Genomic DNA, 4,662 nt, shown 5'->3' with positions numbered 1-4,662 from the left:
GGCAAGACGTGACACGAACAGGAATGCGAACAGCGGCGCCGGGAGAGGATGAGGGAACTCTCCCGACGCCGCTGCGTCTGCGTACCGAACACGTCTGCGTACCGAACACACAGTCGGTGTCGACGTTCGTCAGTGCTGAACCGGGCAGCCGCCTGACTTGGTCTTGTAGTCGACCTGGAACTCCTTGATGCCGTTGAGCCATCCGGAGCGCAGGCGCCGCGGATCTCCCAGCTTACTGATATCGGGGAGGTGATCCGCAATCGCATTGAAGATCAGGTCGATCTCGAGCCTCGCGAGGTTGGCACCCAGACAGTAGTGTTCACCGGTTCCGCCGAAGCCGACGTGCTGGTTGTCCTCCCGCATGATGTCGAACTTCTCGGGATGATCGAAGGCGTCTTCGTCGAAATTGGCGGAGCCGTACAACATGACGACCCGCTGCCCCTTCTTGATCTGCACGCCGCCGAGTTCGGTGTCTTCGAGGGCGGTGCGCTGGAACGAGGTGACGGGGGTGGCCCACCGGACGATCTCGTCGGCCGCCGTGGCCGGGCGTTCCTTCTTGTACAGCTCCCACTGATCGGGATTGTCGAGGAAGGCGATCATGCCGTGTGTGATCGCATTACGCGTGGTCTCGTTGCCGGCCACCGCCAGCAAGATGACGAAGAACCCGAATTCCTCAGGAGAGAGCTCATTTCCATCGATGTCCGCCTCGATCAGCGTCGTCACGATGTCGTTGGCGGGGCACTTCTTGCGCTCGTCGGCCATCTGGTAGGCGTAGCCGAGAATCTCCATCGACGCCGCCTGGGGATCGATGTCCAGTTCGGGGTCGTCGTATCCGGTCATCTGGTTCGACCAGTCGAACACCTTCAGGCGATCCTCCTGCGGCACACCCAGAAGTTCGGCGATGGCCTGCAACGGAAGCTCACACGCCACCTGCGTGACGAAGTCACCGGCGCCCGATTCGGCCGCCCCTTTGACGATCCGCTCGGCACGCTCGGAAAGCTCGTCTCGCAGGCTGTTGATCGCACGCGGTGTGAACCCGCGGGCAACCAGCTTGCGGAGCTTGGTGTGCTCCGGAGCGTCCTTGTTGATGAGGATGAAACGCTGCATCTCGATGTTCTCGCGCGGAATGTCATCGGCAAACCGCACGATCGCGGTGTTCTCGTGTGTCGAGAAGACATCGCTGCGCCGCGACACCTCCCTGACATCTTCGAGCTTGCTCACCACCCAGAAGCCGTCGTCGTGGAATCCGCCGACGTCCGGCGACTGCGGGTTCCACCAGATCGGCGCAGTCCTCCGCAGCTCCGCGAATTCTTCGTGCGGGATGCGCTCTGCGTAGATGTCCGGGTCTGTTACGTCGAAACCCTCTGGAAGATTGGGCTGCGCCACTGCTGTCTCCTGCCCTAGGCCATACACCACTCGGTGATGTGGAACACGTTCTACTAACATTGAAACACAACCGGAGCGACTAGCAAAGGAATGCCCATTCGGAGGTTGCCTTACTAGGAGAACCTGTTCTATTTTCTGTACACAAGGAAAGGAGCCCGCAGTGGGCACACCAGTTATCGTCGAGGCCGTTCGTACCCCCATCGGAAAGCGCGGGGGTTGGCTGGCCGGATTGCATGCCGCCGAGATCCTCGGCGCCGCTCAGCACGGAGTCCTCGACCGCTCGGGCATCGATCCGGAGTTGGTGGAGCAGGTGATCGGCGGCTGCGTCACCCAGGCCGGCGCACAGTCCAACAACATCACCCGCACGGCATGGCTGCACGCCGGCCTGCCCTGGCAGGTGGGCGCCACGACAATCGACTGCCAGTGCGGTTCCGCGCAGCAGGCCAATCACCTGATCGCCGGCCTGATCGCCACCGACACCATCGACGTCGGAATCGCCTGCGGCATCGAGGCGATGAGCCAGGTGCCGCTCGGCGCCAACGTCGGCGAGAACGCGGGCCCCCGGCGCCCGGCCGGATGGAACATCGACCTGCCCAACCAGTTCGAGGCAGCCGAGCGCATCGCCCGGCGTCGCGGAATCACCCGCGAGGACATCGAGGCACTCGGCGTCCGCTCACAGGCGCTCGCGAAGCAAGCCTGGGACGAGGGACGGTTCGACCGCGAGGTGCTGAAGGTCGAAGCACCGGTGGTGGACAAGGAAGGCAACCTCACCGGCGAGACACAAACCGTCAGCCGCGATCAGGGTCTGCGCGACACCACCGCGGAGTCGCTGGCCAAACTGAAGCCTGTCATCGAGGGCGGGATCCACACCGCCGGTACGTCGTCGCAGATCTCCGACGGCGCCGCGGCCGTCATGCTGATGGACGAGGCCAAGGCGCGGGCACTGGGCCTGACCCCCCGGGCCCGGATCGTGTCGCAGGCACTCGTCGGCGCCGAACCGGAATTCCATCTCGACGGCCCGGTTCAGGCCACCGCCCGCGTCCTCGAGCGCAGTGGAATGAAGATCGGCGATCTCGATCTCTTCGAGGTGAACGAGGCCTTCGCGGCGGTGCTGCTGTCGTGGGCGTCGGTCCACGGCCCGGACATGGACAGGGTCAACGTCAATGGCGGCGCACTCGCACTCGGACACCCCGTGGGCAGCACCGGGTCGCGGCTGATCACCACGGCGCTGCACGAGCTCGAGCGCACCGACAAGACGACGGCCCTGATCACGATGTGCGCGGGCGGTGCTCTCGCCACCGGCACGATCATCGAGAGGATCTAGGATCGGCTGATGAACGCTCCCGCCCCTGCCCGACCGCCCGGACTCGACTCGAAATGGACGGTCACGTTCATCAAGTGGATGTCGAAGGTCAATGTCGTGCTGTACCGGCGGACGGGCGGGCGGCTCGGCGGCAAGTGGCGGGTGGGCAGTGCCTTCCCCCGAGGCCTGCCCGTCTGCCTGCTCACCACCACCGGACGCAAGAGTGGGGAGCCACGGATCAGCCCCCTGCTCTTCCTCGAGGACGGCGACGACATCGTTCTCGTGGCTTCGCAGGGCGGACTGCCGAAGCATCCGATGTGGTATCTGAATCTGCGCGCTCACCCCGAGGTGACCGTCCAGGTGAAGTCGCGCGTGCGGTCGATGACCGCACGGGTGGCCGACGCCGAAGAGCGTGCCGCCCTCTGGCCACGCCTGGTCGCGATGTACCCGGATTTCGACAACTACCAGGCATGGACCGAGCGGACCATCCCCGTGGTCGTCTGCAGCCCTCGTTAGGTTCACTCGTCCGCCGTGGCGTACCGCCGAGTAACGGTGCCACGGCGGACGAGTTTCGCGCAGAATTGACGTCGTACGGACTCGTACGCCGACGCCAGGGCAAGGAATCGCAGATTATGCCATCACAGGTTCAGGATCAGATCCACGATCGTCGCGAGCTCACCGCAGCGCTGCTGCGGGCACTCGAGCGACGGCACGAAGTTCTCGACGCCATCGTCGACAGTGAGGACCACGACGAAGCGGTGCGGACCGTCGCCGGGTTGCTCGACGCCTCCGAGGCGTACGCGGAGGCAGTCCTGAACCTGACCTTCCGCCGTCTCACCAAGGCCGAACGCCGGCGCACCCAGGCCGAACTGGACGACCTCGACGCCACCCTGGAATGGACCGCCGCCGAAAGGCCGGCGAGCACGGGGCGGAACTTCGAACTCCGGCCTTTCACCGGCAGCGACGAGGACGCCGAACTGTTTCGCGGTCGCTGCGCCGAGCAGCAGGAAAACGGCGCGCCCTGGTCCGAGGAACGTATCGAACGGGAACGTATCGAGGGACTGAAGCGCATCGACGACGAGTCGGCAGCGTGGTTCGTCTGCGAGGACACCGCGGAGAAGACCTCGGTCGGTCTCGTATTCGGGGAACTGACCGGGCGCGAGGTGGACGTTGCCATCTGGATCCGCCCCGATCGGCGTAAGAAGGGGTACGGCACCGCCTCCGTGAAGCACAGCCGGCGCGAACTGGCTGCCGAATTCCCCGGCACCGTTCTGGTGGTCCGCGCCCCTGCCTGAAGTCGATACTGCCTGAAGTCGCTACCATCGCCGGAGGGATCGAGCGATCGGTCCGCACCTGAACTCCTACACGCGGTGGTCCGGTTCCCGCTGCTCGGTGATGCCCTGCGCCCACCGGTAGTCGGGTTTGCCACTCGGAGTGCGCTGCACGGTCTCCTCGACCCAGATCGACCGGGGGAATTTGTAGCCCGCGAGACTCTGACGCACGTGAGCCTCGAGACCGTTGAAATCGATGGGACGGCCGTCGCGTGCCTGGACGACGGCGGAGACGCGGTGTCCCCAGCGCTCGTCCGGCACACCGACCACGATGGCGTCGTACACATCGGGGTGCGCCTTCACCACGCTCTCGACCTCCTCGGCGAACACCTTCTCACCGCCGGTGTTGATCACCATGTTCCCGCGGCCCAGCAGGGTGATGGATCCGTCGGCCTCGATCCTCGCCCGGTCTCCGGTAACCACCACGGGCTTGCCGTCGATCTCCCGGAAAATCTCTCGCGTCTTCTCCGGGTCCTTGTAGTACCCGATGGGGACATATCCGCCCTTGGCGAACCAGCCGTCTTTGCCGGAGCCCGGTTCGAGGAGGCGATTGTCGTCGCCGATCACCATCGCGTGCCGCCCGGCCGGCACCCGGGGGCCACCGGCCTGCTTCTCCCCCGTGGTTGCGAAGCCGATTCCGCC

The 4,662-nt window shown here is 65.2% G+C and carries 5 protein-coding genes; 3 read left to right on the top strand and 2 right to left on the bottom strand.

The genetic code is table 11. From position 1 onward, the window contains the following. Positions 1–129 precede the first annotated feature (129 nt). Positions 130–1,386, bottom strand: a complete 1,257-nt coding sequence (locus tag WAW17_RS17625) for a cytochrome P450 (protein WP_422334226.1) — start codon at positions 1,384–1,386, stop codon at positions 130–132. 160 nt (positions 1,387–1,546) lie between these two features. Here WAW17_RS17625 and WAW17_RS17620 point away from each other — a divergent pair, with 160 nt between their 5' ends. The 3 genes from WAW17_RS17620 (at position 1,547) to WAW17_RS17610 (ending at position 3,984) form a co-directional block, all read left to right on the top strand. Then, positions 1,547–2,710, top strand: a complete 1,164-nt coding sequence (locus WAW17_RS17620) for a steroid 3-ketoacyl-CoA thiolase (RefSeq protein WP_422334225.1) — start codon at positions 1,547–1,549, stop codon at positions 2,708–2,710. A 9-nt stretch (positions 2,711–2,719) separates the two neighbouring features. Next, complete coding sequence (locus WAW17_RS17615; RefSeq protein ID WP_422334224.1) at positions 2,720–3,205, top strand: nitroreductase family deazaflavin-dependent oxidoreductase; 486 nt, start codon at positions 2,720–2,722, stop codon at positions 3,203–3,205. A 116-nt stretch (positions 3,206–3,321) separates the two neighbouring features. Next, positions 3,322–3,984, top strand: a complete 663-nt coding sequence (locus WAW17_RS17610) for a GNAT family N-acetyltransferase (protein ID WP_422334223.1) — start codon at positions 3,322–3,324, stop codon at positions 3,982–3,984. 66 nt (positions 3,985–4,050) lie between these two features. On the opposite strand, the gene WAW17_RS17605 is transcribed toward WAW17_RS17610, so the two are convergent. Further along, a partial coding sequence (locus WAW17_RS17605; protein ID WP_422334222.1) for an AMP-binding enzyme occupies positions 4,051–4,662 on the bottom strand: 612 nt, incomplete at its 5' end.

The organism is Rhodococcus sp. (in: high G+C Gram-positive bacteria), assembly GCF_049286785.1.
Taxonomy (GTDB): Bacteria; Actinomycetota; Actinomycetes; order Mycobacteriales; family Mycobacteriaceae; genus Rhodococcus_F.
The sequence above is the reverse complement of the archived record's forward strand: the minus strand, read 5'-3'. Positions and strand labels throughout refer to the sequence as shown.

Coding starts and splice junctions, on each gene's coding strand:
- WAW17_RS17610 (WP_422334223.1), top strand. CDS start 3,322: ATGCCATCACAGGTTCAGGATCAGATCCACGATCGTCGCGAGCTCACC.
- WAW17_RS17615 (WP_422334224.1), top strand. CDS start 2,720: ATGAACGCTCCCGCCCCTGCCCGACCGCCCGGACTCGACTCGAAATGG.